The sequence below is a fragment of the Streptomyces sp. NPDC059785 genome (genome assembly GCF_042732375.1).
Lineage (GTDB): Bacteria > Actinomycetota > Actinomycetes > Streptomycetales > Streptomycetaceae > Streptomyces.
This window is the reverse complement of record NZ_JBHWHV010000067.1, coordinates 31,372-55,962: the sequence shown is the minus strand read 5'-3', so window position 1 is coordinate 55,962 and position 24,591 is coordinate 31,372. Positions and strand designations below refer to the sequence as shown.

Here is a 24,591-nt window from a genome sequence, read left to right as displayed (position 1 = left end):
GCCCGGAGCCGCCCCTGCCAGTGCCGGACGCGCGGCCCGTCGGCTCAGGCCGCGAGCCGGACCGCCGCCACCGCCGGGGTCCGCAGGGTCCGCCAGGCGGTGAGCAGTCCGGTGCCGAGCGTCGCCGCCGCGGCGACCGCGACGGTCGCCAGCCAGATCCCGAGGCCCTGGCCGGGCAGTACGGAGTCGGCGCGGACCACGGTGAAGGGCACGATCCCGGCGAGCCCCGCCACCGTCCCGAAGAAGACACCGGTCACGGTCAGGAGCAGGCCCTCGACGCCGACCGTCCGGAGCACCTGGCCCGGCGTCGCCCCGGTCAGGCGCTGCCGCCCGAACTCGCCCGTGCGGAAGACGGTCGCCGAGTACAGCGAATTGACCAGCATGATGCAGCAGAAGGCGACGATGATCCCGACGACCGTGAAGTTCAGTGTCTCCAGGTTCTTGTCCCCGACCGACTTGGTGAGGCCGGACGCCTCGACCGCGTCGCTTTCCACGCCCTGCATGTACAGCGTGGCGACCGCCGTACCGGTGAACATGATCAGCGGCATCAGCACCCCGGCCAGGCGCTCGGACCCCTGGCGCATCGTCCGCACGGCCAGCCAGCCGCTCGCGCCCGTCAGCGGCAGCCGCTTCAGGACCGCCGGCAGCAGCCGCGGCGCGAGCAGCGCGAACCCCGCCGAGAGCACGATCGCCCCGTACGCGGCCGGCGCCATCAGCGCCGAGTCGGTGGCGGAGAGGCCGAACGTCGAGCAGACGGACACCGCACCGGCGATCAGCGCGGCGTACGCCCCGTACCGGCGCAGCCGGCCCGCCGGGCGCCGGCCGCGGGTCGCGCGCCGCACGGCGAGGAACGCGGCACCGGCCGACGCGACGAGGGTGACCGCCAGCCCGGACAGCAGGGCGACGGGCCCGAAGGAGTAGTCCACCGAGCGGGCGACCTGGCCGCTGTCCTGGAAGAGGCCGAGCAGGGCCCGCCCGCCGAGCACCGCGGGCCCCACGGCCGCCACCACGCCGAGCAGCGCCACCGCCACCGACTCGCCCACCACCATCCGGCCGAGCTGCGCGGGCGTCGCCCCCGAGCAGCGCAAGAGCTCCATCTCGGCGGCGCGCTGACGGACGTTCACCGTCAGCGTCGAGGCGACGGCGAAGAACACCAGCAGGGTCCCGTAACCGCCGACGACGTTCGCCGACAGGGTCAGCGACTGAGCGCTGACGGAGTCGACGCCCGGCTGTCCCGCCGTGTCGTGCATCGAGTTGAAGGTCATGACGATCGCCGCGCCCAGGAAGGCGGACAGCAGCGTCGCGACGAAGCGCCCGGGGCGCTGCCGCACGGACCGTACAGCCAGCGAGAACATCGCTCACACCGCCGTTCGCACGTCGTCGCCCAGGTGCGCCAGGCGCTCGGCGACCGCGTCCACCGTCGGCGCGGGCAGCTCGCCCGCGAGCCGGCCGTCGGCCAGGAACAGCACCGAGTCGGCGTACGACGCGGCCACTGGATCGTGCGTCACCATCACCACGGTCCGCCCGTGCGCCCGTACCGTCTCCCGGAGCAGCCGCAGCACGTCCCGCGCGCTGCGGGTGTCGAGGGCGCCGGTCGGCTCGTCCGCGAAGATCACGGCGGGCTCGGTGACCAGGGCCCGGGCGATCGCCACCCGCTGCCGTTGCCCTCCTGACAACTGGTCGGGACGGTGGCCGAGGCGGTCGCCGAGCCCTACCGCCGTCAACACCTCCTGCGCCCGCCGCCCGTCCACGCGCCGCCCGGCGAGCCGCAGCGGCAGCACCGTGTTCTGCGCCACCGTCAGCGTGTCCAGGAGGTTGTACTGCTGGAAGACGAAACCGATCCGGCGGCGGCGGAACTTCGTCAGCTCCGTCTCGGTGCCGCCCGTCATCTCCGCCCCGTCCACCGTCACGATCCCGCCGTCGGGCCGGTCGAGCCCCGCCGCGCACTGCAACAGCGTGGACTTGCCTGACCCGGACGGCCCCATGACCGCCGTGAAGGTGCCCCGCGCCAGACTGAGCGACACCCCGTCCAGAGCGGTCACGGCACCGTCGCCGCTCCCGTAGGTCTTGCTGACCTTCACCAGCCGCAGGGCCTCCCGCGAAGGCCCGGTGCGCTGCGCGGACCGCGCGCTCCGGCGAAGCACCGTCATCGTCATCACTCCCCGTCCGGCACGCCCTGCGCCTGCCTCACCGTCGAAACTACGGAGCCGGCGCACGCACCACACGGGGCGCAGAACCCGTATCGGGGGGTGTACTCAACGCCACCCCCGGGCCGGAAGCCCGCCCGTACGGGCGAGCTGAACGCGCGGACCGGAGCGCGGGTCCGGTGCAATGGACGGGTGACCGCGCCCCCGGACGACTGCCTCGCGCGCAACGAGTGGATCTGCGGCGCCTACCTCTCCAGCCGCCGGCACATCCTCCTCGACGCGACCGTCCAGCACCTCCAGCTGACCGCCGTCTCGGTGCTCATCGGCCTCGCGATCGCCCTCCCGCTGGCCGTCCTCGCCCGCCGGCTGCGCTGGGCCGCGGGCCCGGTCCTCGCGCTGACCACGGTCCTCTACACGATCCCGTCCCTCGCGATGTTCTCGCTGCTGCTGCCCCTGTACGGGCTGTCGGCCGCCCTGGTCGTCGCCGGACTCGTCCTGTACTCGCTGACCCTGCTGGTCCGCAACATCCTCGCGGGCCTGCGCGCGGTGCCCGAGGAGACCCGGCAGGCGGCCCGGGGCCTCGGCTACGGCCCCGTCCGCCTGCTGCTCGCCGTCGAACTGCCGCTCGCCCTGCCCGCCGCCATGGCAGGGCTGCGGATCGCCACGGTCTCGGCGGTGTCCCTGGCGACGGTCGGCGCGATCGTCGGCTTCGGCGGGCTCGGCAACCTCATCTACGCGGGTATGAACACCTACTTCAAGGCCCAGGTCCTCACCGCGTCCGTGCTGTGCGTGGTCATCGCCGTCGCCGCCGACCTGCTGCTGCTCGGGGTGCAGTGGTGGATCACGCCGTGGATCCGGGCGGCCCGCCGGTGAGCGGGCGCGGGAACGGGAGCGGGTGCGGCGCGGCGCGTGCGGCGAGCGGGGGAGGCGGAGCGTGAAGACCCTCGGCGACTCCTGGCGGTGGCTCACCGACGCCGCGCACTGGGCGGGCGACGACGGCATCGGGCACCGGCTCGTCCAGCACCTGCTGCTGACCGCCGTCTGCCTGGCCGTGAGCTGTCTGATCGCCCTCCCGGTGGCGCTCGTCCTCGGCCACCTCGGCAGGGGCGGCGCGCTCGCCGTCAACCTCGCCAACACCGGCCGGGCCGTCCCCACCTTCGCCGTCCTCGTCCTGCTGCTGCTCACCCCGCTCGGCCGGTACGGCGAGGGCCCCACGGTCGTCGCCCTGGTGCTGTTCGCCGTACCGCCGCTGCTCACCAACGCCTACGTCGGCATGCGCGAGGTCGACCGCGATGTGGTGCGGGCCGCGCGCGGTATGGGGATGACGGGCCGGCAGATGCTGCTGCGGGTCGAACTGCCCCTCGCGCTGCCCCTGGTGATGAACGGGGTACGGATCGCGGCCGTCCAGCTCGTCGCCACCGCCACCATCGCGGCGCTGGCGGGCGGCGGCGGACTCGGCCGGATCATCACCGCCGGGTTCAACCTGGCGAGCACCCCGCAGGTCGTTGCCGGGGCCGTCCTCGTCGCCGTCTTCGCCCTGCTCGTCGAGGGACTGTTCGCGCTCGTGGAACGCCTCGCGCCGCACTGGACCAGGGGCGCCCGGTGAAGCGGCGCGGCAGACCAGCCGTCTGCGTCCTGACGGGCGTACCCCTGCTCGCGGGATGCGCCACCGGCCCCTCCCTGGAGAACCGCGGCGAGGTCACCGCGTCGCCCGGCGACAGCAGCCGGCTGACCGTCGGCTCCGCCGGATTCACCGAGAGCGACCTGCTGGCCCAGATGTACGCCCTGCTCCTGGACCGGGCCGGCTACCGCACCTCCCTGCTCACCGTCGCCAACCGCGAGCTGTACGAACCCGCCCTGGAGGCCGGTCAGATCGACGTCGTGGCGGAGTACGCGGCGACCTTCGCCGACTGGCTGAACGCCAAGACCCACGGCGCCGACGCGCCCGCCGTCGGCTCGCCCGACCTCGGCACCACGATGACCGCCCTGCGGAGGCTGGCCGCGCCCCGCGGGCTCACCGTCCTCCGACCCGGCCGGGCCGTCGACCAGAACGCCTTCGCCGTGACCCGCGACTTCGCGCGGCGGCACCGGCTGAAGACGCTCGGCGACCTCGGCGCGTCCGGGCCGGCGGTACGGCTCGCGGCGGGCGACGAATGCGTGCGGCGGCCGTACTGCGCACCGGGCCTGAAGAAGACCTACGGCATCGACGTGACCGCCGTGGACCCCAAGGGTGTGGGCACCACCCAGGCCAAGCGCGCCGTGCAGGACGGCCGGGACCAGCTCGTGCTGACCACGACGACGGACGCGACCCTGGACGACTTCGGGCTCGTCCTGCTCACCGACGACAGGCATGTGCAGAACGCCGATCACCTGGTCCCCGTCGTCAACCGCTCCCGGGCCGGCGGGGGCCGCGCCGCCAAGGCCCTGAACAGGCTCAACGAGGTGCTCACCACCGCCGACCTGGCGTCGATGAACGAGCAGGTCGACAGCTGGCGCCGGCTGCCGCGGGACGTGGCCCGCCGCTACCTGAAGGACAAGGGACTGCTGAAGTGACACCTCTGTGACCGTCATTACGGTACTGGTGCGGGCCTTCGGGTTCTCGGCCCCGGCGTGCGTTCGGTACACCTGTCCCATGGGGGAAAACGGGGGAAAGCGCCACCCGAGGTGGTGGCGGAAACCGAATGTGAGGGGCCGGCGGGGACGCGGAGCGCCGGACGGGGCGGGCGCGGAACGGGAACCGGAAGGACTCGTCGACCTCGTGCCGCGCGGGGCCGAACGGGCCTACGCGCAGCTCGGCGACACCTATCCGGAACAGCAGGTGCAGTTGCAGGTGCTCTTCGGTGCCTCGCAGCGCGCGTTCGAGGCCCGGACCAGGGACTCGCTGCGGGTCACCCTGCAGTGCGTGCTGCGCAGTGTGCTGGGCGATCCGCGGCTGGGCGACGCGCCGGCCAACCCGTACGTGGCCGAGTACCTGGACCAGGAGATCATCGGCCTGAAGGCCAGGCTCGGGCAGGACCGGGCGGTGGCCGTCAGCCGCGGGCTCAACCTGGGGCTCGGCCTGGGCACGCTGATCAGCATGCTGCTGCTGAGCGTGCCCCTGCTGTGGGGCGAACGGCTGCTGCACGGCATCTCGGGCGCCACGCTCAGCTGCACCGACCGGTGGAGCCTGATGGGCGCGTTCGTCTGCGGCGGCGTCGGCGCCTTCGGCGCGGTGCTCAGCGTCCTGGTGCGGCTGCGCAACAGCGGCGACGAGCTGTCCCGCCGCCGGACCAACGGCCACGAGGGCGTCGTCGCGCCCGCCCAGATGTCCAGCAGCATGCTCCGCGAGGGCGTCTACCGCGTCTTCGTCGGCTGGATCCTGGCGCTCGCGGTGTACTTCCTGCTCACGTCGGACTTCGTCACCCTGGTCGACCTGCCCGACAACCCCGCCGACATCTGCCCGGCGGCCGGCCGGGAAGGCAGCGCGGACAAGGGCACGAAGTTCTGGGGCTTCTGGTGCGCCGTCGGCTTCGTAGCGGGCTTCAACGAACGCTGGGCGTACGGCTTACTGGGCCGCGACGCCACCTCGAAACCGGGGCCGAAGCCACACTGAGGCGACGGGCGCGCCGGCCCGCTCGCGCGCCGCGCCCCGGGCGCTCACGCGTCCGACACCGAGTCGAAGGGGACCTGGTCGCGTGGGACTCCGCGGGCGTCCGCGTCCACGGAGCGGCGGAGGGACTCGTGGAGTCTCGACGGGGTGAGGACGCCGAGAAAGCGGGTGTCGTCGAGGACCGCCACCCAGCCCGCGTCGTGCTGGAGCATGACGCCGAACGCCTGCTTCAGCGGCGCGCCCACCGGGACCCACGCGTTCATCCGGTGGACGAGGTCGCCGACGGTGCCCCCGGCCCCGGCGCGATCGACCTCGTCGACGCCGACCCAGCCGTGCAGATCGCCCCCGGCGTCCAGGACCACGGCCCAGCGGGCGCCCTCCGCGCGCAGCCGGGCCGCGGCCCGCGCGGCGGGTTCGCCGAGCCGGGCGACGGGCGGTTCTTCCAGGTCGTCGGCCTGGATCTCGGTGACCGAGAGCCGCTACAGGCCCCGGTCCGCGCCCACGAACCCGGCCACGTACGGCGTGGCGGGCGCGCCCAGCACGGCGCCCGGCGTGTCGAACTGCTCGATGCGCCCGGCGCCGTAGACGGCGATGCGGTCGCCGAGGCGTACCGCCTCCTCGATGTCGTGGGTGACGAAGAGCACGGTCTTGCGGACGGACTGCTGGAGGCGCAGGAACTCGTTCTGGAGGTGCTCGCGGACCACCGGGTCGACGGCTCCGAACGGCTCGTCCATGAGCAGCACCGGCGGGTCGGCGGCCAGCGCGCGGGCCACGCCCACCCGTTGCCGCTGGCCGCCGGAGAGCTGCTCGGGGTAGCGGTCGCCGTACACCGACGGCTCGAGGCCGACCAGGTCGAGGAGTTCCGCGGCGCGCGCCCGTGCCTTCGCCCGCTTCCAGCCGACGAGCGAGGGCACCGTCGCCGTGTTGTCGAGCACCGTCCGGTGCGGGAACAGGCCCACCTGCTGGATGACGTAACCGATCCGCCGCCGCAGCCGTACCGGGTCGACCGCCGCGATGTCCTCGCCGTCCACGAGGATCCGGCCGGACGTCGGTTCGATGAGCCGGTTCACCATCATCATGGTCGTCGTCTTGCCGCAGCCGGACGGTCCGACGAGGGTGACGAGTTCGCCCTCGGCGACCTCGAAGGAGAGGCCGTCCACGGCGGTCGTGCCGTCCGGGTACCGCTTCGTGACCTGCTCGAACCGGATCATGACCACACGCTGACCGCGCCGGTCAGTCCCCGCTCACCAGGACGACTTCCAGGGTGCGCGGACCGTGCACCCCCTCCACCCGGTCCAGCTCGATGTCACTGGTCGCGGACGGTCCGGAGATCCAGGTCAGCGGCCGCGCCGGGTCGAGGCGTCCGAGGGCCTGCGGGACGGCGGAGACCACCTGCTCCGGCACCCGTACGACGCAGACGTGGTGGTCGGGCACCAGCGTGACGCGGCGGCGGCCCTGGTCGGGGGAACCGTCCAGGACGATGGTGCCGGTCTCCGCGATCGCCACCGCGCAGCCCGTCACCACGCTGTCCACCTCGTCGAGCTGGTGCGGGGTGCTTTCCGGATCGTCCTCGACGCGGTCCGTGCCGACCGCCGCGAGCCAGTGCGGCGGCAGTCCCGGCGGGGCGAGGACGCCGCGCGAGCCCCGCTCGGCCAGCAGCCGCGCCAGCAGGCCCGGCAGCTCCCCGGCCGTGCAGCGGTGCACGAGCGCCCGGTAGTCCGCCAGGTTCCCGGCGAGCAGATCGACCGTCTCCGCGACGCTCCGCGCACCGTGCTCACGCAGATAGCCGCGCTCGACCGCCCGCTCGTACGGCTCCTCGTCCCGCTGCGTACCGGCCAGGGCGCGCCGCACCCGGCCCAGGATCACGTCCCTGCCGTTCATGTCCGTGCCGCTCACTTGCCGGCCCCCTTCGCGCCGTTGCCGCCGTATGTGCGCTGCCACCAGTCGCGGAAGGGTTCCGCGGGCACGGCGGGCAGGTCACGGGACGCGCTCCAGGCCCGTCCCGGACCCGGCAGGGTCCGCGGATGGAAGCGGCGCGAGCGGGAGGCGAGCCGCTGCCCGGCGCGCAGCGCGCCCGGACGCCCGAAGGCCCAGCGCGCCGCCCGCATCGCCGCCCGCTCGGCGGCATGCCCCTTCGCGGGCTTCAGCAGCACCTTGCCGCCGTCCCGCGTCACCACACCGCCCTCGGCGACCCGCTCCCGCAAGTGCACCAGTACTTCCGGGATGTCGATGGCCACCGGGCAGACCTCGTAGCAGGCGCCGCACAGCGAGGAGGCGTACGGCAGTGAGGCGTCGATCTCGCTCTGCGTACCGCGCAGTTGGGGGCTGAGGATGGCGCCGATCGGGCCCGGGTAGACCGAGCCGTACGCGTGGCCGCCCGCCCGCTCGTACACCGGGCAGACGTTGAGGCAGGCCGAGCAGCGGATGCAGCGCAGCGCCTGGCGCCCGACCTCGTCGGCGAGCGTGTCGGTCCGCCCGTTGTCCAGGAGGACCAGATGGAAGGTCCGGGGACCGTCGCCGTCCGTGGTGCCCGTCCACATCGACGTGTACGGGTTCATCCGCTCGGCCGTCGAGGAGCGGGGGAGGGTCTGGAGGAACACCTCCAGGTCCCGCCAGGTCGGCACGGTCTTCTCGATGCCGACGACCGAGATCAGCGTCTCGGGCAGGGTCAGGCACATCCGCCCGTTGCCCTCGGACTCCACGACCACCAGGGTGCCGGTCTCCGCGACCATGAAGTTGGCGCCGGAGATGCCGACCCTGGCCCGCAGGAACTTCTCCCGCAGGTGCAGCCGGGCCGCCTCGGCGAGCTCGGCGGGCGTGTCGGTCAGGCCCTCCGGGGCCGGGCGGCCCCACTCGCCCATCTCGCGGGCGAAAATGTCCCGGATCTCGCCGCGGTTGCGGTGGATGGCGGGGACCAGGATGTGCGAGGGGCGGTCCTTGCCGAGCTGCACGATGAGTTCGGCGAGGTCGGTCTCGTAGGCGTGGATGCCCTCGGCCTCCAGGGCCTCGTTGAGTCCGATCTCCTGGGTCGCCATCGACTTGACCTTGACGACCTCGCTCTCGCCGGTCGCCTTCACCAGGTCCGCGACGATCCGGTTGGCCTCGTCGGCGTCGGCGGCCCAGTGCACGGTGCCCCCGGCCGCCGTGACCGCCTCCTCCAACTGGACCAGATAGCGGTCGAGATGGCGCAGCGTGTGGTCCTTGATCTGCTTGCCCGCCTCGCGCAGCTCCGCCCAGTCGGACACCTCGGCGACCGCCTTGGCGCGCTTGGCGCGGATGGTGTGGGTGGCGTGTTTCAGATTGCCGCGCAGCGTCGTGTCACGGACGGCGTCGTGCGCGGCCTTCGGAAAGGCCGGCATCCCGACGAAGGTCCCGCTCATGCCCGGCGCTCCGTTCCGACCAGGGGCTGGTCCTCCGTACTCGCCAGGATCTCCGCGATGTGCACCGGCCGCATCTCCGTCTCCAGGCGGGTCATCGTGCCGCCGATGTGCATCAGGCAGGAGTTGTCCGCGGCGCACAGCACCTCGGCCCCCGTCGACTCGGCGTTGCGCACCTTGTCGGTGCCCATCGCCGTCGACACGTCCGCGTTCTTCACCGCGAACGTGCCGCCGAAGCCGCAGCACTCCTCCGCGCCCGGCAGCTCCCGCAGTTCGAGCCCCTTCACCGCCTCCAGCAGCCGCCGCGGCCGGTCCCCGAGCCCGAGGCTGCGCAACCCGTGGCAGGTCGGGTGGTACGTCACCGTGTGCGGGAAGTACGCGCCGACGTCCGTCACCCCGAGCACGTCGACCAGGAACTCGGTCAGCTCGTACGTCTTCGGCACCACCGGCGCGAGGGTGGCCGCGAGGGAACCCCCGCGGCCCTCGGCCCGCGCCCGCTCGCCCATCCGCGGGTACAGCTCCCGCACCATCGCGCCGCACGAGCCGGACGGCGTCACGATCGCCTCGTACCCGGCGAAGACCTCCGAGAAGTGCCGGGCCAGCGGCTCGGCCTCGTGCCGGTACCCGGTGTTGTAGTGGGCCTGCCCGCAGCAGGTCTGGCCCATCGGGAAGTCGACGTCGACCCCCAGGCGGTTCAGCAGCTTCACCGTGGCGCGGCCGGTGTCCGGATAGAGCGTGTCGTTGACACAGGTCAGGAACAGAGCGACACGCATCGCGGCTCCTCGGGGTCGATCATCGGATGGGGTGCAGGTTACGCGGCGGGCGCGGGGCCGGGGAGGTCCCGCTCACCGGCCGGTGAGTCGGCGCTCGGCTCACCGGCCGGCGAGCCGGCGCTCCGCCGCGAGCCAGGCGGCCGGGTCGCCGCCGGGCTCGTACCGCTTGAGCGGCTGGGTGTCCGCGAGCAGTGCGCGCAGCTCCGCGCGGTCGCCCACCACGCCCTGGGCACGGGCCTGGACGAGTACGTTGCCGAGCGCGGCGGCCTCGGACGGGCCCGCCACCACCGGCAGTCCGCAGGCGTCGGCGGTGAGCCGGCACAGCAGCTCGTTGCGGGCGCCGCCGCCGACGATGTGCACCACGTCCACCGGATGGTCGGCGAGCTCCTGCGCCTCGGCGACCGCCCGGCGGTGGGCGAGGGCGAGCGAGTCGAGGATGCAGCGGGTGATCTCGCCGCGCGAGCGCGGCTCGGGCTGACCCGACTCCCGGCACGCCGCCGTGATCCGCTCGGGCATCCGGCCCGGCGCGAGGAACGCGGCGTCCCCCGCGTCCACCACCGAGCGCAGCGACGGCGCCTCGGCGGCCTCCCGCAGCAGTACGGCCAGGTCGGGGTCGCCCCATTCCCGTACGCACTCCTGGAGCAGCCACAGGCCCATGATGTTGCGCAGATAGCGGACCGTGCCGTCCAGGCCCAGCTCGTTGGTGAAGTTGGCGGCCCGGCTCGCCTCGCTCAGCACCGGCGCCGTCAGTTCGAGACCGGCGAGCGACCAGGTGCCGGTGCAGATGTAGGCGAAGTTCTCACCGGCGGCCGGTACGGCGGCGACCGCGGAGGCGGTGTCGTGCGAGCCGACGGTCGTCACCGGGACGGGACCGGTCAGTCCGGTCTCCTCCAGGACGTGCGGGCGCAGCACGCCCGCCGGATCGCCGGGGCGGCGAAGCGGCGCGAACAGCTTCAGGTCGACACCGAGCCGGTCCGCGACCTCCCGCGCCCAGTCCCCGGTCCGCGGATCGATGAGCTGGGTGGTGGAGGCATTGGTCAGCTCGGTGCCCGCCTCGCCCGTCAGCCAGTACGTCAGCAGGTCGGGTATCAGCAACAGCCGCTCCGCGTGCGCCAGTTGGGCGGAAGGGCGGGCCGCGACGAGCTGGTACAGCGTGTTGAAGGGCGCGTACTGGAGCCCGGTCGCCGCGTACAGGTCGGCGGCGGGCACCGTCTGCCACACCTGCTCCGCGACGCCCTCGGTGCGGGCGTCGCGGTAGTGCACCGGGTTGCCGAGCAGAGCGCCGTCGGCGTCGAGCAGCCCGTAGTCCACGGCCCAGCTGTCGATGCCGGCGGAGTCGAGCCGCCCGCCGGAGCGGGCCCCGGCCGCCCGCAGCCCGTCCAGGACGCCCGCGTACAGCGCGAGGATGTCCCAGCGCAGGCCGTCAGGGGTGCGGACCGGCCGGTTGGCGAAGCGGTGCGCCTCGGTCAGCTCCAGCGAGCCGGGGCCCACGCGGCCGACCATGACGCGCCCGCTGGACGCGCCGAGGTCGACCGCGGCGTACGTGTGCACAGCGGTCACCGCAGGAAGGCGGCGGCCACGCCGGCGTCGACCGGGACGTGCAGCCCCGTGGTGTGCGTCAGGTCCCCGCCCGTCAGCGCGAACACGGCGTTCGCGACGTGCTCGGGCAGCACCTCGCGCTTGAGGATGGTCCGCTGGGCGTAGAACTCGCCGAGCTTCTCCTCCTCCACCCCGTACACGGCGGCGCGCTTGGCGCCCCAGCCGCCCGCGAAGATCCCCGAGCCGCGCACCACACCGTCCGGGTTGACCCCGTTGACGCGGATGCCGTGCTCACCCAACTCGGCCGCCAGCAGCCGGACTTGGTGTGCCTGGTCGGCCTTGGTGGCGGAGTAGGCGATGTTGTTCGGTCCGGCGAAGACCGCGTTCTTGGAGGCGATGTAGACGACGTCGCCGCCGAGGCCCTGCGCGATCATCACCCGGGCCGCCTCGCGCGAGACGAGGAAGGAGCCGCGCGCCATGATGTCGTGCTGGAGGTCCCAGTCCTTGGCGGTGGTTTCGAGCAGCGGCTTGGAGATGGAGATACCGGCGTTGTTGACGACCAGGTCGACCCCGCCGAAGGCGAGCACGGCGGCCTTGAAGGCCGCGGCGATCTGCTCCTCGTCCGTCACGTCCACACGCACGGCGACGGCCTTGTCCGCCCCGCCCAGCTCCTCGGCCACGGCGGCGGCGTTCTCGGCGTCGAGATCCGCGACGACGACACACGCGCCCTCGGCGACGAGCCGGTGCGCGATGGCCTTCCCGATCCCGCTCCCGGCCCCCGTCACCAGCGCCACCCGCGTCGCGAGCGGCTTCGGCTTCGGCATCCGCTGGAGCTTGGCCTCTTCCAGCGCCCAGTACTCGATGCGGAACTTCTCCGACTCCTCGATCGGCGCGTACGCCGACACCGCCTCGGCGCCGCGCATCACGTTGATCGCGTTGACGTAGAACTCACCGGCCACGCGCGCGGTCTGCTTGTCCTTGCCGAAGGAGAACATGCCGACGCCCGGGACCAGCACGATCGCCGGGTCCGCGCCGCGCATCGCGGGGGAGTCGGCGTCGGCGTGCCGCTCGTAGTAGGCGGCGTACTCGGTGCGGTACTCGGCGTGCAACTCCTTGAGCCGCGCGACGGCCTCGTCCACGGGCGTGGTGGGCGGCAGGTCCAGGACCAGCGGACGCACCTTGGTCCGCAGGAAGTGGTCGGGGCAGGAAGTACCGAGGGCCGCGAGCCGCGGGTGCTCGGCGGCGGCGAGGAAGTCGAGCACCACGCCGGAGTCGGTGAAGTGCCCGACCTGCGGCCGGTCCTGCGAGGCGAGGGCCCGCACGTACGGCGCGAGCGCGGCGGCCCGCTCCCGCCGCTCGCCCTCGGGCAGCGCGCCGTACCCCTCGATGACGGGCCCGAACGGCTCGGCCTTCCCCCGCTCCTGAAGGAACTTCTCGGCGGTACGGATGATGTGCAGCGAGTTGCGCTCGCACTCCTCGGAGGTGTCGCCCCAGGCGGTGATGCCGTGCCCGCCCAGGATGCAGCCGATCGCCTGCGGGTTGGCCTCCTTCACGGCGGCGATGTCCAGACCGAGCTGGAATCCGGGCCGCCGCCAGGGCACCCACACCACGCTGTCCCCGAAACACTCGGCGGTCAGCTTCTCGCCGTCGGCCGCGCAGGCAAGGGCGATCCCGGAGTCCGGGTGGAGGTGGTCGACGTGCGCGGCGTCGACGAGCCCGTGCATGGCGGTGTCGATCGACGGCGCGGCACCACCCTTGCCGTGCAGGCAGTAGTCGAACGCGGCGACCATCTCGTCCTCGCGCTCCACGCCCGGGTACACCTCGGTCAGCGCGCGCATCCGGTCGAGCCGCAGCACGGCGAGCCCGCCCTCGGTCAGGGTCCCGAGGTCGCCACCGGACCCCTTGACCCACATCAGCTCGACGTCACCACCGGTGACCGGATCACTTCCCCGCCCCTTCGCGGACGCGTTGCCGCCGGCGTAGTTGGTGTTACGGGGATCCGCTCCGAGCCGATGCGAACGAGCCAGCAGAGCGGCGGCTTCGGGGTGGGGTGCCATGAACTTCGTTCCTTTTCAGAGGAGGGTGGGTACGAGCGCTCCTTGAGGGGCGCGGGGAACTGCGCGACCGGCCGCATACGGCGGACAGTCGCCGGGAGACGCGAGGTGGCAGACGCTCACGCTCCCCAGCCGGCCTGCTCTCCTCCCATGCGCTCCGCGACGATCTTCTCCGCCCACCCGGAGCGGGCGTACGCCGCCATCGGGTCCCCGTCGAGCCCCGACTCCTCGCGGACCTCCCGCAGCAGCGGCCGCACATCCGTGTTGTACGCGTCCATGAGCACGGCGTTCGCGCCGAGCACGTCACCGGCCCGCTGCGCCGCGGCCAGCGCCTCGCGGTCCACCAGGAGCGCCTTCGCCGTGGCCTCCTGCACGTTCATCACGGAGCGGATGATCGCCGGGATCTTGGCCTCGATGTTGTGGCACTGGTCGAGCATGAAGGCGACGTCGGAGGCGAGGCCGCCGCCGCGGACGACCTCGTACATGATGCGGAAGAGCTGGAAGGGGTCGGCGGCGCCCACCATCAGGTCGTCGTCGGCGTAGAAGCGCGAGTTGAAGTCGAACCCGCCGAGCTTGCCCTCCCGCAGCAGCGTGGCGACGATGAACTCGATGTTGGTGCCCGGCGCGTGGTGCCCGGTGTCGACCACGACCTGCGCCTTGGGGCCGAGCTTGAGGCAGTGCGCGTACGCGGTGCCCCAGTCCGGGACGTCGGTGGTGTAGAAGGCGGGCTCGAAGAGCTTGTACTCGAGGAGCATCCGCTGGTCGTCGCCGAGCCGCTCGTAGACCGCGGCCAGCGACTCGGCGAGCCGGTCCTGCCGGCCGCGGACGTCGTCCTGGCCGGGGTAGTTGGTGCCGTCGGCGAACCACAGCTTCAGGTCCCGGGACCCGGTCGCGTCCATGATGTCGACGCACTCCAGGAGGTGGTCGACGGCCTTGCGGCGGACCGCGGCGTCGGGGTGGCAGACGCTGCCCAGCTTGTAGTCGTCGTCCTGGAAGGTGTTGGAGTTGACGGCGCCCAGCTTCACGCCGCGCTCCCCGGCGTGCTTGGCGAGGGCGGCGTAGTCGTCGACCTTGTCCCAGGGGATGTGCAGGGCGACGGTCGGGGCGGCACCGGTGAACTCGTGGACCTTCGCGGCGTCGTCCAGTTTCTCCTGGGGCGTGCGCGGGACGCCGGGCTGTGCGAACACCTTGAAGCGGGTTCCCGAGTTGCCGTACGCCCACGACGGCGTCTCTACTGCCTGGGTCTTGAGGGCGGCCTTCACCGCGGCGAGCTCGGTCACTTCGGGGCTCCTGTGACTTCGGGTGCGACTTCGGTTCTCACACGGATCTCGTACGTGTTCTGCCTCGGTTCAGAACGACCCGGTCGTCTGAAACGATTCAGAAAGCCGAAGCTATGAGCCCCGCAGAAGGCTGTCAACCCCCTGCGCGCGGACTCCTTCCCGTGATTCGGTCGTGACCTCTAGGGATCGAAAATTTCGGCCCGGACCCATTGACGTGACCTGCGTCGCCTGCCTAACGTCCCGGCAACCTAGTTGAAACCTTTCACGACGTCGTGAGGCCGACTCGCCCGCGCCGTTGAGGAGCCCTCATGACCCACCGGTCCGACGCGGGTCCGGCCCCCGTGCTGGCGCTCAGGGACATCTCGAAGTCCTTTGGTGCCGTACGCGCCCTGCGGGACGTGTCCCTGGAACTGTTCCCCGGCGAGGTGCACGCGCTCGCCGGTGAGAACGGCGCGGGCAAGTCGACCCTGATCAAGACGCTCGCCGGCGTGCACCGACCGGACGCCGGCTCGGTGCTGCTGGACGGCGAGCGAGCAGTCTTCCACGGCCCCGCCGACGCCCGCGACGCGGGCATCGCGGTGATCTACCAGGAGCCCACGCTCTTCCCCGACCTGTCGATCGCCGAGAACATCTTCATGGGCCGCCAGCCCCGGCGCGCCCTCGGCCGTATCGACCACAAGGCCACCCACGCCGCCACGCTCGCCCTGATGAAGCGGCTCGGCGTGGAGCTGGACCCCGACCGCCCGGCCCGCGGCCTGTCCATCGCCGACCAGCAGATCGTCGAGATCGCCAAGGCCCTCTCCTTCGACGCCCGCGTCCTGATCATGGACGAGCCGACCGCCGCGCTCACCGGCAGCGAGGTCGCCCGGCTCTTCGGCGTCGTGCGCACCCTGCGCGAACAGGGCTCCGCCGTCCTCTTCATCTCGCACCGCCTCGAAGAGATCTTCCAGATCTGCCAGCGGGTCACCACCCTGCGCGACGGCGCCTGGATCTCCAGCGAGCCGCTGGACGGCATGACCGAGGACGACCTGGTGCGCCGCATGGTCGGCCGCGACCTCGAGGAGCTCTACCCCAAGCAGGACGTCGAGGCGGGTGAGGTCGCCCTCAGCGTGCGCCGGCTGACCCGCGAGGGCGTCTTCACCGACGTCTCCTTCGACGTCCGCCGCGGCGAGATCGTCGGCCTCGCCGGGCTCGTCGGCGCCGGCCGCACCGAGGTCGCCCGCGCCGTCTTCGGCGTCGACCGCTGGGACGCCGGAGAGGTGGAGGTCGACGGCAAGGGCCTCACCAACGGCGCCCCCTCCACGGCCATGGCCGCGGGCCTCGCCCTGGTCCCCGAGGACCGGCGCGCCCAGGGCCTGGTGATGGACATGTCCATCGAGCGCAACATCGGCCTCACCGGACTCCGTACGACCGTCAAGGCAGGCCTGATGGACCGGGGCGCCGAGCGCAGCCGGTCGCTCGACTGGGCCGTCAAGCTCCAGGTGAAGTACGCGCGCATCGCGGACACCGTCGCCACCCTGTCCGGCGGCAACCAGCAGAAGGTCGTCCTCGCCAAGTGGCTCGCCACCGGACCCAAGGTGCTGATCGTCGACGAGCCGACCCGCGGCATCGACGTCGGCACCAAGGCCGAGGTGCACCGGCTGCTCAGCGAGCTGGCCGCGGACGGCGTGGCCGTCCTGATGATCTCCTCCGACCTGCCCGAGATCCTCGGCATGGCCGACCGCGTGCTGGTGATGCACGAGGGCCGCCTCACCGCCGAGATCCCGCGCTCCGAAGCCACCGAGGAAACCGTGATGGCCGCAGCCACCGGGAGGGCCGCGTGAGCGACGCACGCGCGGCCGCTCAGCCGCAGACAGACACGATGCCCGCGCCTCTGCGCCGCGTGGGCGGAGAAGCGAACAGAAAGGCAGGGGCATGACGGTGACCGCGCCCAACCCCGCCCCCGTCGCCGAGGTGCCCAAGTCCAGCGGCACCCGCCTGGCCGACCGTGTCTTCAAGATGCGGGAGCTGGCGATCCTGGTCGTCTTCCTGGTGATGATCGCCGTCACCCAGGCGGGCAACAGCGAGTTCCTCTCCGAGCAGGGGATCAAGGACCTGCTGCTGAACGCGACCATCCTGGTGCTCGTCGCCACCGGCCAGTCGCTCGTCGTGATCACCCGGAACGTGGACCTGTCGGTCGGCTCGACCCTCGGCATCAGCGCCTTCGCGGCCGGCACCTACCTCCAGGGCGGCGGCAACCCCGTCGTCGCGATCGTCCTCGCGGTGCTGCTGGGCATCGGCTGGGGCCTGGTCAACGGACTGCTGGTCAGCCTCGGCCAGGTGCCCGCGCTGGTCGTCACCCTCGGCACGCTCTACATCATCCGCGGCATCGACTCCATCTGGGTCGGCTCCCGGCAGATCACCGCGGCCGACCTCCCGGACGGCTTCGTCGACTTCGGCTCCGGCGGCGTCTCCGCGGTGCCCTACCTCGCGCTGATCGCGCTCGCGGTCCTGGTGGCGACGGCGTACTACCTCAAGCACTTCGGCAGCGGCCGTGAGCTGTACGCGCTGGGCTCCAACCCGGAGGCCGCCCGGCTCGCGGGCATCCCGGTCCGCAAGCGGATCCTCGTCGCGTACACCTTCTGCGGCGCCCTCGCAGGGCTCGCCGGAGCGCTGTACCTGGCCCGGTTCGGCAACGTCGACTCCAGCACCGGCAACGGCTATGAACTCACCGTCGTCAGCGCGGTCGTGGTCGGCGGCGTCGTCTTCACCGGCGGCTCCGGCAGCGTCTACGGCGCGGCGCTCGGAGCCCTGCTGCTCACCTCCGTCAACAGCATGCTGCCCGCCCTCGGCGTCAGCTCCGTCTGGGTGCTCGCCATCAACGGCGTCCTGCTCATCCTCGCCATCGCGGTCGACCGGATCGTCGCCCTGCGCGTGGCCTCCGCCCTGAAGAAGAGGAACGCCCGCCATGGCTGACTCGCCCCTCGCGCGCGCCGTCCGCTGGGACACGGTGGTCGGTGCCCTCCTGATCGTCGTCCTGCTGTTCTCCTTCGGATTCGTGGACGGCTTCGGCAACGCGCTCAACCTGTCCTTCCTGATCGGCAACACGCTGCCCATCGCGCTGATCGCGCTGCCGATGACCCTGCTGGTGGTGTCCGGCGAGATCGACCTGTCGGTCGCCTCCACGGCCGGACTGTCCGGCGCGGTGATGGGCGCCCTGTGGAACCAGGGCATGACCATCGAGACGATCATCCCGCTGTGCCTGCTCCTCGGCGTGGTGTGCGGGCTGGTCAACGGTCTGCTGGTGACCCGCCTCGGGCTGCCGTCGCTGGCCGTCACCATCGGCACGCTCGCCGCCTACCGCGGCATCGCGCAGATCGTCCTCGGCTCCGACGCGGTCACCGACTTCCCCACCCAGTACCTCGACTTCGCCTCCGGACGCATCGGCGACACCTTCATTCCGCAGGCGCTGCTGCCCTTCCTGGTGCTGCTGGCCGTCGCCGTCGTCGTCCTGCACGCCACCCCGTTCGGCCGGTCGCTGTTCGCGGTCGGCGCCAGCGAGGAGGCCGCCCGGTTCGCCGGCATCCGCGTCAAGCGGCAGAAGCTGATCCTCTTCGTCGCCACCGGCTTCATGGCCTCGCTCACCGGCATCTTCTGGGCCCTGCACTACGCCAGCGCCCGCTACGACAACGCCACCGGACTCGAACTGTCCGTCGTCGCGGCCGTGCTGCTCGGCGGCATCGACTTCGACGGCGGCAAGGGCACCCTCGGCGGCGCCGTCGCCGGTGTCTTCCTGCTCGGCGCGCTCCAGAACGTGATGAGCCTGCTGAACGTCTCCGCACAGTCCCAGATCGTCGTCACCGGCGTCCTGCTCGTCGTCTCCGTGCTCGGACCCCGGGTCGGCCGCCAGATCTCCGTGGCGAGGGCGGGGCGCAGAGCCGCCTCCACCCCGACTCCCACTCCGTAACCGCACCTCGTCCCTCGTACCTCGTACCTCGTAAAGGATCTTCACCATGCGCAAGCGCTCGATCCGCCGTACCTGTGCCGCCCTCGCGGCCGTCACCTCCCTCGCCCTGGCCGTCACCGCGTGCGGCGGCACCACCAAGGACGACGTCAAGGACGAGGGCGGCTCCAACCAGACGGCCGGCAAGGCCGACCCGAACGCCGCCACCAAGAAGGGCCTGACGGTCGGCTTCCTGCCCAAGCAGGTCAACAACCCGTACTTCACCTCCGCCGACAAGGGCGGCGAGAAGGCCGTCAAGGAGCTGGGCTCCACCTACAAGGAGGTCGGCCCGTCCAGCGCCACCGACACCTCCGGGCAGGTCAGCTACGTCAACACGCTCACCCAGCAGCAGGTGAACGCGATGGCCGTGTCCGCGCAGGACCCGGGTGCCCTGTGCACCGCGCTCAAGCAGGCCATGAAGAACGACATCAAGGTCGTCACCTACGACTCCGACACCAAGACCGACTGCCGCAACGCCTTCGTCTCCCAGGCGTCCGCCGAGGACCTGGGCCGCACCGAGGTGCAGCTCCTCGCCGAACAGCTCGACTACAAGGGCGAGATCGCGATCCTGTCCGCCGCGCAGACCGCGACGAACCAGAACACCTGGATCGACTTCATGAAGGACGAGCTGAAGGATCCCAAGTACAAGAACATGAAGCTGGTGAAGGTCGCGTACGGCAACGACGACGCCCAGCAGTCCTTCCAGCAGACCCAGGGCCTGCTCCAGGAGCACCCGAAGCTGGCCGGGATCATCTCCCCGACCACCGTCGGCATCAAGGCCGCGGCCCAGTACCTGTCCGGCTCCAAGTACAAGGGCAAGGTCAAGCTGACCGGCCTCGGCACCCCGAACGACATGCGCAAGTACGTCAAGAACGGCACCGTCGACGCCTTCGAGCTGTGGGACCCGGCCAAGCTCGGCGAGCTGGCCGCCCGTACCGCCGTCGCGCTGTCCTCCGGGCAGATCACCGGCAAGGAGGGCGAGACCTTCAAGGCCGGTGACATGGGCGAGTACACCATCGGCAAGGACGGCGTGATCAACCTCGGCAAGCCGACCGTCTTCGACAAGAAGAACGTCGACGACTTCGACTTCTGAGCCCGCCGGGTCATGGAAGGGATCCTTCGATGCAGCGTGTGTGCTTCCTGCTGAAAGTCCGGGCGGACCGGGTCGAGGAGTACCGCGAGCTCCACGCCGACGTGTGGTCCGAGATGCGCGAGGCGCTCTCGGCCACCGGCTGGCACAACTACTCGCTCTTCCTGCGCGACGACGGACTGCTGGTCGGCTATCTGGAGACCGAGGACTTCGCGGCTGCCCAGGCCGCCATGGAGGCCACCGACGTCAACGCACGCTGGCAGGCGGAGATGGCGCCGTTCTTCGAGTCGCTGGACGGCGCCAGACCCGACGAGGCCATGAAACCCCTCAGCGAGGTGTTCCACCTGGCCTGACGCTTGTGCCGGTACCTCTCTTCGTCCCTCTTGTCCGTCCGTTGTCGACCGAACAACCGAACAGAGGAGTCCCCCCACATGAGAAGACGCACTCTGCTGATGACCGCCCTCGCGGGCGTCGTGGCGGCCCCCGGTACGGCACGGGCGGCGGACCCCGGTCCGTCGGTCACCCCGGCCGGCACCACCCGGCTCGACGCCCGCGCGCTGTTCTTCGTCTCCTACGACGGCCTGGTCAACAACAACGCGTTCCAGAAGAACGGCCTGCTGACGTACAAGGGCTACCAGTACGCGGCCTGGTACACCGCCGACCGCAGCGCCGTCCTGGCCCGCCGGGCGCTCACCGCGACCACCTGGTCCACCGTCACGCTCGCCCACAAGCTCAAGAGCGACGACTCGCACAACGTCATCTCGCTGGGCGTGTCCAGGACCGACGGCAGGCTGCACGCCGTCATGGACGCGCACAGCGACGGCTTCTTCTACGTCAAGTCCGCGGCCGGACTGATGGACGGCCCGGCGTCCACCGCCTGGACCGCCGCCGCCTTCGGCGCCGTACAGACCAGCCTGGACGGGCTCGTGCTCACCTCGCAGTTCACCTATCCGCAGTTCGTGGCCACCCCCGAGGGCCGGCTCCAGCTCAGCTACCGGGCGGGCGTCTCGGGCAACGGGCGCAACGCCCTTGCCGAGTACGGCGGTTCGGCATGGACGGCGCTCGGCGAATGGAGCGGCTCGACCGGCACGTACACCAGCGAGCACGGCTCCAGCACCGCCCGCAACATGTATCTGCACGGCATCGACTACGGCCCCGACGGCCGGCTGCACGCCCTGTTCACCTGGCGCGAGCAGTCCGCCTCCGTCATGTGCGCCGGCGGCGGCATCACCAACCACGACACCGGCTACGTGTACTCCACCGACCGGGGACGCACCTGGCGCAACGACGCGGGCACCGTCGTCGGCACCACCGGCGGCGCGAACCAGGTCCTCGTCACCGACGCCGGTCTTGTGGTCGACGCGCTCAACCCCGACCACTCGCTGATGAACCAGGAGAGCCAGGCCACCGACTCCGCCGGGCGGCCGCACGCGATCATCAGCTACGTACCCGGCCGCTTCGGCCAGTGCACCACCGACTACGTCGCCGACCGCACCGCCAACGGCCGCGCCTTCCACCTGCGCAAGAACGCCTCGGGAAGCTGGACCAAGACCGAGATCCCGGTCCCGCCGGGCTCCAGCCAGCGCACCAAACTCGTCCTCGACCGCTACGACAACGCCTACGCGGTCCTGCCGTTCGGCCGGATCGCCGCCGCCTCGAAGTCCTCCGGGTACACCGACTGGAGCCTGCTGTACGACGCCGCCGGGCTCAACGCGTTCGGCGAGGTCGTCATCGACGAGACACGCGTGGCGCAGGACGGAACACTGTCGTTCCTGTACCAGGAGAAGTCCACCGGTACGACGCCCTCGCCGCTGCACGTCGCCGACTTCCGGCTTCCCGCGTGAGCACGGCGGGCGGCGCCCGCGCCGGTAATGTGTAGGTTCCCTGCCCGCCGCTCCCGTTGTCCCTCTCTCTTCGTTCTGGAGGTCCCCGCCCGATGGCCCAGTCGGTGGGTATCAAGGACGTCGCCCGCGTCGCCGGAGTCTCCGTCGGCACGGTCTCGAACGTCATCAACCGCCCGGACACGGTCGCGTCCGAGACCCGGGCGCGCGTCCTGTCCGCCATCGACCGGCTCGGCTACGTCCGCAGCGAGTCCGCGCGCCAGCTCAGGGCGGGCCGCAGCCGCATCATGGGCCTGCTCGTGCTCGACATGGGCAACCCGTTCTTCGTGGACGTGGCGCGCGGCGCCGAGCGCGCCGCGCGCGACGCCGGACTCGGCGTCATGGTCTGCAACAGCGCGCAGAGCCCCGCCGAGGAGAACGACTACCTCTCCCTCTTCGCCGAACAGCGGGTCCGCGGGGTGCTGCTGACCCCCGCCGACGCCACCGGGCGCAACATCGAGACGTTCCGGCGGCACGGCATCCCGTTCGTGCTCGTCGACCGGGTCGCCGAGGGCGTCACCGAGTGCTCCGTCTCCGTCGACGACGTGGCGGGCGGCGCCCTCGCCGTCCGCCACCTCGTGGACGCCGGGCACCGCTCCATCGCCTACGTCAGCGGACCGCCCGGACTCAACCAGGTCAGGGACCGCCGCGAGGGCGCCCTGAACGCGCTCGCCGAGGCCGGGCTCGGGCCCGACGCGCTGCGCGAACTGCCCACCGAACGCCTCGACGTGGCCGCCGGACGGGACGCCGGCGCCCGCCTCCTCGGCCTCGCCGAGCGCCCGACCGCCGTCTTCTGCGCCAACGACCTGCTCGCGCTCGGCGTCCTCCAGGCCCTGTACGCGGCCGGTGTCGCCGTCCCCGACGACCTCGCGATCGTCGGCTACGACGACATCGAGTTCGCGGCCGCCGCCGCCGTCCCGCTCACCTCGGTCCGCCAGCCCGCCGTGACCATGGGCGCCCTCGCCGCCGAGCTGCTCCTGGAGGAGACCGAGGCGGAGACCGCGCCCACGGTGCACGAACACCGCAAGGTCGTCCTCCAGCCGGAGCTGGTGGTCCGCCGCTCCAGCCTGTCGGCGCGCTGAGCCGCCCGCGGACGGCGGGGTTCCACGGCCCGGGTGCTGAGCGGCTGTTCAGTACGCGTTCCGACGGAGCGCTGAGCAGCCGTTCAGTACCGGATGCCGGTCCCGGCCACGGCCCGGCGCGCCGCATGTGGTCAACTGGGACGCAGCCTGGATCCGTATCTCTCGGGAGCCCTGTTGACCACCAGCTACCGCCAGCCCGGCGTCGTCCTCACCGACCGGTACTTCACCGTGCCGCTCGACCACGACGACCCGACGGGAGAGACCGTCGAGCTCTTCGCCCGCGAGGCCGTCGCCGGCGACAAGGCGGACCAGGACCTGCCGTGGCTGCTGTACCTCCAGGGCGGGCCCGGGTTCGGCGCCCACCGCTTCGTCGGCCGGCAGGCCTGGCTCGGCCGCGCCCTGAAGGAGTTCCGGGTGCTGCTGCTCGACCAGCGCGGCACCGGGCACTCCACCCCCGCCAACCGGCAGACCCTCCCGCTGCGCGGCGGCCCCCGGGAGCAGGCCGACTACCTCGCGCACTTCCGCGCCGACTCCATCGTCCGTGACTGCGAGGCCGTCCGCCCGCAGGTCACCGGCGGCGCCCCCTGGACCGTGCTCGGCCAGAGCTTCGGCGGCTTCTGCACGGTGAACTACCTGTCCACCGCCCCCGAGGGCCTGCGCACCGCGCTCGTCACCGGCGGACTGCCCTCGCTCGACGCGCACGCCGACGACGTCTACCGGGCCGCCTACCCGCGCATCGAGCGCAAGGTCGCCGCGCATTACGCCCGCTACCCGCAGGACGTCGAGCGGGCCCGGCAGATCGCCGAGTACCTGATCGCGCACGAGCCGGTGCTGCCCGGCGGCTACCGGCTCACCGTCGAGGCGTTCCAGTCGCTCGGCATCCTGCTCGGCGGCGGCGAGGGCAGCCACCGCCTGCACTTCCTCCTGGAGCACGCCTTCGTGCGCACCCCGCAGGGCTCCGCCTTGTCCGACGCCTTCCAGGAGGAGGTCCAGGGCCTGCTCTCCTACGCGGGCCACCCCCTGTACGCCCTGGTCCACGAGGCGTGCTACGGCCAGGACGACCGGCCCACGAACTGGTCCGCGGAGCGCGTGCGCGCCGAGTTCCCGCAGTTCGACGCGGCCAAGACGCTCACCGAGGACCGGCCGCTGCTGTTCACCGGCGAATCCATCCACCCCTGGATGTTCGAGAACGACCCGGCGCTGCGCCCGCTGCGGGAGACCGCCGAGGCACTGGCCGCGCACGCCTGGACGCCGCTCTACGACCCGGCCCGCCTCGCCGGGAACGAGGTGCCGGTCGCGGCGGCGGTCTACCACGACGACATGTACGTGGACCGCGACCACTCGCTGCGCACGGCGCGCGCCGTGCGGGGACTGCGCACCTGGGTGACGGACGAGTTCGAGCACGACGGGGTGCGCGCGGGCGGCCCGCGGGTCCTGGACCGGCTGCTCGCCCTGGCCCGCGACGAGGTCTGACCGGCCCGGGGACACTCCGGGTGCGGGCCGTGGCCCGCCGGGCGATCCTTAAGACATGTCAGGACGGGCCCCAGTGGTCGTACACCCGCCGGAAGGCACCGGAGGCCGCCGCGTCACCGCGCGCGGCGAGGACCTCGGCCTGGCCTTCACCGACGAGGACGTGGTCGAGTTCCTCGGGCGGGCCGGGCTGCCCGACGCCGAGGACCTGCTCGACGACCCGGAGTGGATCCACTGGCGCGGCGCCGCGGCCCATCAGTACGAGGCGGCCGTCTGAACCCGTCCGTTTTCCGTTTCCGCTGCTCCCGCGCAGGTCAGTACGCTGGTC

Annotated in this window: 21 protein-coding genes and 1 pseudogene; 13 read left to right on the top strand and 9 right to left on the bottom strand. The window is 72.1% G+C overall.

The window, feature by feature from the left end; genetic code table 11:
- Positions 1-44 precede the first annotated feature (44 nt).
- Both ACFV6E_RS35870 and ACFV6E_RS35865 read right to left on the bottom strand, forming a co-directional pair.
- A complete protein-coding gene (locus ACFV6E_RS35870) occupies positions 45-1,355 on the bottom strand; it encodes an FtsX-like permease family protein (RefSeq protein WP_385177521.1) in 1,311 nt (436 codons plus the stop codon).
- Positions 1,356-1,358: 3 nt separating this feature from the next.
- A complete protein-coding gene (locus ACFV6E_RS35865) occupies positions 1,359-2,150 on the bottom strand; it encodes an ABC transporter ATP-binding protein (protein WP_385467402.1) in 792 nt (263 codons plus the stop codon).
- Between the two features lie 189 nt (positions 2,151-2,339).
- On the opposite strand from ACFV6E_RS35865, the gene ACFV6E_RS35860 reads away from it, so the two are divergent.
- From ACFV6E_RS35860 to ACFV6E_RS35845, 4 genes are all read left to right on the top strand, one after another.
- Complete coding sequence (locus ACFV6E_RS35860; protein WP_385467399.1) at positions 2,340-3,020, top strand: ABC transporter permease; 681 nt, start codon at positions 2,340-2,342, stop codon at positions 3,018-3,020.
- Positions 3,021-3,081: 61 nt separating this feature from the next.
- Positions 3,082-3,753 (top strand): ABC transporter permease, encoded by a 672-nt coding sequence (locus ACFV6E_RS35855; RefSeq protein ID WP_385177527.1) that lies wholly within the window; start codon positions 3,082-3,084, stop codon positions 3,751-3,753.
- Positions 3,750-4,700, top strand: coding sequence for an ABC transporter substrate-binding protein (locus ACFV6E_RS35850; protein WP_385467396.1), 951 nt, complete (start codon positions 3,750-3,752; stop codon positions 4,698-4,700). The genes ACFV6E_RS35855 and ACFV6E_RS35850 overlap by 4 nt, the downstream gene beginning before the upstream one ends.
- Before the next feature lie 205 nt (positions 4,701-4,905).
- Positions 4,906-5,739 (top strand): hypothetical protein, encoded by an 834-nt coding sequence (locus ACFV6E_RS35845; RefSeq protein ID WP_385177531.1) that lies wholly within the window; start codon positions 4,906-4,908, stop codon positions 5,737-5,739.
- A 44-nt stretch (positions 5,740-5,783) separates the two neighbouring features.
- Here ACFV6E_RS35845 and ACFV6E_RS35840 read toward each other — a convergent pair.
- From ACFV6E_RS35840 to rhaI, 7 genes and pseudogenes are all read right to left on the bottom strand, one after another.
- Positions 5,784-6,947 (bottom strand): annotated as a pseudogene (locus ACFV6E_RS35840) (ABC transporter ATP-binding protein).
- A gap of 22 nt (positions 6,948-6,969) precedes the next feature.
- Entirely contained in the window at positions 6,970-7,617 is a 648-nt protein-coding gene (locus tag ACFV6E_RS35835) for a lactate utilization protein C (protein ID WP_385165614.1), read from the bottom strand.
- Positions 7,618-7,628: 11 nt separating this feature from the next.
- Positions 7,629-9,116 (bottom strand): LutB/LldF family L-lactate oxidation iron-sulfur protein, encoded by a 1,488-nt coding sequence (locus ACFV6E_RS35830; RefSeq protein ID WP_385165600.1) that lies wholly within the window; start codon positions 9,114-9,116, stop codon positions 7,629-7,631.
- The gene (locus ACFV6E_RS35825) at positions 9,113-9,886 is read right to left on the bottom strand and encodes a (Fe-S)-binding protein (RefSeq protein ID WP_385165598.1); all 774 of its coding nucleotides are present in this window, start codon (positions 9,884-9,886) and stop codon (positions 9,113-9,115) included. Before ACFV6E_RS35825 ends, ACFV6E_RS35830 begins: the two co-directional genes overlap by 4 nt.
- Positions 9,887-9,985: 99 nt before the next feature.
- Positions 9,986-11,437 (bottom strand): rhamnulokinase family protein, encoded by a 1,452-nt coding sequence (locus tag ACFV6E_RS35820; RefSeq protein ID WP_385165612.1) that lies wholly within the window; start codon positions 11,435-11,437, stop codon positions 9,986-9,988.
- Between the two features lie 5 nt (positions 11,438-11,442).
- Complete coding sequence (locus tag ACFV6E_RS35815) at positions 11,443-13,482, bottom strand: bifunctional aldolase/short-chain dehydrogenase (RefSeq protein ID WP_385165596.1); 2,040 nt, start codon at positions 13,480-13,482, stop codon at positions 11,443-11,445.
- A 116-nt stretch (positions 13,483-13,598) separates the two neighbouring features.
- On the bottom strand, positions 13,599-14,759 hold the full coding sequence (gene rhaI, locus ACFV6E_RS35810) for an L-rhamnose isomerase (protein WP_385165594.1): 1,161 nt from the start codon (positions 14,757-14,759) through the stop codon (positions 13,599-13,601).
- Between the two features lie 308 nt (positions 14,760-15,067).
- Here rhaI and ACFV6E_RS35805 point away from each other — a divergent pair, with 308 nt between their 5' ends.
- The 9 genes from ACFV6E_RS35805 (at position 15,068) to ACFV6E_RS35765 (ending at position 24,540) form a co-directional block, all read left to right on the top strand.
- Entirely contained in the window at positions 15,068-16,582 is a 1,515-nt protein-coding gene (locus ACFV6E_RS35805) for a sugar ABC transporter ATP-binding protein (protein WP_385165592.1), read from the top strand.
- Between the two features lie 91 nt (positions 16,583-16,673).
- Positions 16,674-17,714 carry an ABC transporter permease gene (locus ACFV6E_RS35800; RefSeq protein WP_385165591.1) on the top strand — a complete coding sequence of 347 codons (1,041 nt, stop codon included), beginning with the start codon at positions 16,674-16,676 and terminating at the stop codon, positions 17,712-17,714.
- Complete coding sequence (locus ACFV6E_RS35795) at positions 17,707-18,705, top strand: ABC transporter permease (RefSeq protein WP_385165589.1); 999 nt, start codon at positions 17,707-17,709, stop codon at positions 18,703-18,705. Before ACFV6E_RS35800 ends, ACFV6E_RS35795 begins: the two co-directional genes overlap by 8 nt.
- A gap of 46 nt (positions 18,706-18,751) precedes the next feature.
- A complete protein-coding gene (gene rhaS, locus ACFV6E_RS35790; protein ID WP_385165587.1) occupies positions 18,752-19,834 on the top strand; it encodes a rhamnose ABC transporter substrate-binding protein in 1,083 nt (360 codons plus the stop codon).
- Positions 19,835-19,863: 29 nt separating this feature from the next.
- Positions 19,864-20,184, top strand: coding sequence for an L-rhamnose mutarotase (locus tag ACFV6E_RS35785; RefSeq protein WP_385165585.1), 321 nt, complete (start codon positions 19,864-19,866; stop codon positions 20,182-20,184).
- A gap of 78 nt (positions 20,185-20,262) precedes the next feature.
- Positions 20,263-21,675, top strand: coding sequence for a BNR repeat-containing protein (locus ACFV6E_RS35780; RefSeq protein WP_385467393.1), 1,413 nt, complete (start codon positions 20,263-20,265; stop codon positions 21,673-21,675).
- Positions 21,676-21,767: 92 nt separating this feature from the next.
- A complete protein-coding gene (locus ACFV6E_RS35775) occupies positions 21,768-22,793 on the top strand; it encodes a LacI family DNA-binding transcriptional regulator (protein ID WP_385165581.1) in 1,026 nt (341 codons plus the stop codon).
- A gap of 174 nt (positions 22,794-22,967) precedes the next feature.
- Positions 22,968-24,266, top strand: coding sequence for an alpha/beta fold hydrolase (locus ACFV6E_RS35770; protein ID WP_385165579.1), 1,299 nt, complete (start codon positions 22,968-22,970; stop codon positions 24,264-24,266).
- 55 nt (positions 24,267-24,321) lie between these two features.
- The gene (locus tag ACFV6E_RS35765) at positions 24,322-24,540 is read left to right on the top strand and encodes a hypothetical protein (protein WP_385165577.1); all 219 of its coding nucleotides are present in this window, start codon (positions 24,322-24,324) and stop codon (positions 24,538-24,540) included.
- Positions 24,541-24,591: the final 51 nt, after the last annotated feature.

Bases quoted from the DNA above. Each gene is read 5' to 3' on its own strand.
- ACFV6E_RS35870 (WP_385177521.1), bottom strand. From the start codon at position 1,355: ATGTTCTCGCTGGCTGTACGGTCCGTGCGGCAGCGCCCCGGGCGCTTC.
- ACFV6E_RS35865 (WP_385467402.1), bottom strand. From the start codon at position 2,150: ATGACGGTGCTTCGCCGGAGCGCGCGGTCCGCGCAGCGCACCGGGCCT.
- ACFV6E_RS35835 (WP_385165614.1), bottom strand. From the start codon at position 7,617: ATGAACGGCAGGGACGTGATCCTGGGCCGGGTGCGGCGCGCCCTGGCC.
- ACFV6E_RS35830 (WP_385165600.1), bottom strand. From the start codon at position 9,116: ATGAGCGGGACCTTCGTCGGGATGCCGGCCTTTCCGAAGGCCGCGCAC.
- ACFV6E_RS35825 (WP_385165598.1), bottom strand. From the start codon at position 9,886: ATGCGTGTCGCTCTGTTCCTGACCTGTGTCAACGACACGCTCTATCCG.
- ACFV6E_RS35815 (WP_385165596.1), bottom strand. From the start codon at position 13,482: ATGGCACCCCACCCCGAAGCCGCCGCTCTGCTGGCTCGTTCGCATCGG.
- ACFV6E_RS35805 (WP_385165592.1), top strand. From the start codon at position 15,068: ATGACCCACCGGTCCGACGCGGGTCCGGCCCCCGTGCTGGCGCTCAGG.
- ACFV6E_RS35800 (WP_385165591.1), top strand. From the start codon at position 16,674: ATGACGGTGACCGCGCCCAACCCCGCCCCCGTCGCCGAGGTGCCCAAG.
- ACFV6E_RS35795 (WP_385165589.1), top strand. From the start codon at position 17,707: ATGGCTGACTCGCCCCTCGCGCGCGCCGTCCGCTGGGACACGGTGGTC.
- rhaS (WP_385165587.1), top strand. From the start codon at position 18,752: ATGCGCAAGCGCTCGATCCGCCGTACCTGTGCCGCCCTCGCGGCCGTC.
- ACFV6E_RS35785 (WP_385165585.1), top strand. From the start codon at position 19,864: ATGCAGCGTGTGTGCTTCCTGCTGAAAGTCCGGGCGGACCGGGTCGAG.
- ACFV6E_RS35780 (WP_385467393.1), top strand. From the start codon at position 20,263: ATGAGAAGACGCACTCTGCTGATGACCGCCCTCGCGGGCGTCGTGGCG.
- ACFV6E_RS35775 (WP_385165581.1), top strand. From the start codon at position 21,768: ATGGCCCAGTCGGTGGGTATCAAGGACGTCGCCCGCGTCGCCGGAGTC.
- ACFV6E_RS35765 (WP_385165577.1), top strand. From the start codon at position 24,322: ATGTCAGGACGGGCCCCAGTGGTCGTACACCCGCCGGAAGGCACCGGA.